3 protein-coding genes are annotated in these 1,942 nt (G+C 44.3%); all 3 read left to right on the forward strand.

Annotated features, from left to right (window positions below):
* On the forward strand, positions 1-315 hold a 315-nt coding region (locus tag VLN09_RS03070; RefSeq protein ID WP_325243734.1), incomplete at its 5' end, for a YetF domain-containing protein.
* A 247-nt stretch (positions 316-562) separates the two neighbouring features.
* Entirely contained in the window at positions 563-1,051 is a 489-nt protein-coding gene (gene rlmH / locus VLN09_RS03075) for a 23S rRNA (pseudouridine(1915)-N(3))-methyltransferase RlmH (RefSeq protein ID WP_325243735.1), read from the forward strand.
* 111 nt (positions 1,052-1,162) lie between these two features.
* Positions 1,163-1,942, forward strand: a 780-nt coding sequence (locus VLN09_RS03080; RefSeq protein WP_325243736.1) for a class III extradiol ring-cleavage dioxygenase, incomplete at its 3' end; no start/stop codon positions are given.

The raw sequence follows: 1,942 nt of genomic DNA on the forward strand, positions 1-1,942 counted from the left end.
GCGCTCTATTTATTACAATTTTTGGTCACCAAATACGCCTCTATCTCGCCACAATTTAGCAGCTTTATTTTATCTGAGCCACGCATTGTCTTTTACCAAGGACAGTTTTTGCCCGATGCCATGCGCGATGAGCGTTTGACTCGTCAAGAGATTGAATGTGCCATGCGCTCTGAGGGTATTCACAATTTTGATGAGGTTGAAGCCGTGGTTTTTGAGTCGGATGCCAAACTCACCATTATTCCAAAACCGAATACCTCTAATGATGATCCAGAAGCAGAAGGCACAGTCTCAGAGACCATTGCTCCACTTATGTAATACAGTTGATAAAATTTTTACTAAAAACTTGATCAACTCTAAAAAGGATAGAGCAGCATGACTCTTCTCTTTGTCTTACTCTATCCTTTTTAGGCGGCTGTTCAGACTATTAGTAAATAAGTGGGCATTGAAAGCATTAAAATCATACAGAATAATTATTTATCAAATATGTCTTGAGCAAAAAATCTAGTATTTAACAGGTTTTCTTATTACATTTATTTAACCACTTCTTAAAATGGCAGCTGTTATGAAAGTAAGAATTTTGACCGTAGGTAATAAAATGCCCAAGTGGGTACAAACCGGTTTTGATGAATATCACAAGCGTATTCAGCCTATGCTCAGTACCGAAATCGTTGAAATCGCAGCGGCGAAACGTGCCAAAAATCCGTCAGATGCCAATTTAGCCCAATACCGCGAGCAAGAAGGTCAGGCAATACTGGCTGCTCATTCGGCAGCCGGTCGTGAGCAATTGTGGGTACTCGATGTTAAAGGGAAGATGCTATCGACCGAAAATTTGGCAGATAAATTGGTAGAGGGTATGCAGCAAGGCGATGATATTGCCTTAGTCATCGGCGGTGCTGACGGGGTGTCGCCCGAAGTATTAGCAAAAGCTGATGTAAAATGGTCGTTATCAGCGCTTACTCTGCCTCATCCGCTAGTGCGTGTTGTACTGATGGAGCAGCTATATCGTGCAATGAGTATCAATAACAATCACCCTTATCATCGTGGTAATTAGAAACCTTAGACAAAAGCGACCGCCCTATATAAAGCGTCATTCTCAATCATCATGACAGAATAGGTTAAAAGAACAGATTGAAAAATAGCGATATGCCCTAATACATGCAACATGAAATATCCTAAACCTGCATCATCGCAAGCGCCCCATATGAAACAGCAAGACTATACTAATCGTAAGCATCTGCCTAATACCCTGTCGACGCCTATTAGCGCAGCGGCAGCGTGGGCAGATGCGCCAATGATAGCGAGCGCGGCAAAACGACCTAAGCTACCTGCGCTCTTTATCTCTCACGGTGCGCCAACGTTGGCAATTGAACAATCTGCCACCACCAGCGCACTGGCACGCATCGGTCAAAACCTACCTAAGCCTCGCGCCATTGTCATTATGTCGGCGCATTGGCAGTCCACGAAACTTGAAATCAGCAGTAATCCGCAACCAAAGACTTGGCATGATTTTTCAGGCTTTGCGCCAGAGCTGTATGAGCTGCAATATCCAGCTGCTGGTTATACAGCACTTGCTGAGACACTGGCGCAGCAGCTAAGCGCACGTGGGATCGTTTGTAGAGTCAATCCCCTACGAGTTAGCGACCATGGTGTGTGGGCGCCGCTTTTGCATCTGTATCCGCAAGCTGATATCCCCATCGTACAGATATCCTTACCACAATATTATGATAGTGTGGCTTGTTATCAATTGGGCGCGCAACTGGCACAGCTGCGTAATGAGCAGATTTTGATTATCGGTTCAGGAAATATCACCCACAATTTGCAAGCATTACGTTGGCAAGCGAATAGTATCGACCAAACAGCAAAAGGTTTTAAAGTTTGGCTGCTACAACAGCTCAAAACCGACATCCCAAGCGCCTTAGACTGGCAGCAATATCCTGATTAT

The sequence above is a fragment of the Psychrobacter sp. genome (assembly GCF_035469765.1).
Lineage (GTDB): Bacteria > Pseudomonadota > Gammaproteobacteria > Pseudomonadales > Moraxellaceae > Psychrobacter.

What these genes read in the sequence shown, in the direction of transcription:
- rlmH (WP_325243735.1), top strand. Translation starts at nt 563, where the DNA reads ATGAAAGTAAGAATTTTGACCGTAGGTAATAAAATGCCCAAGTGGGTA.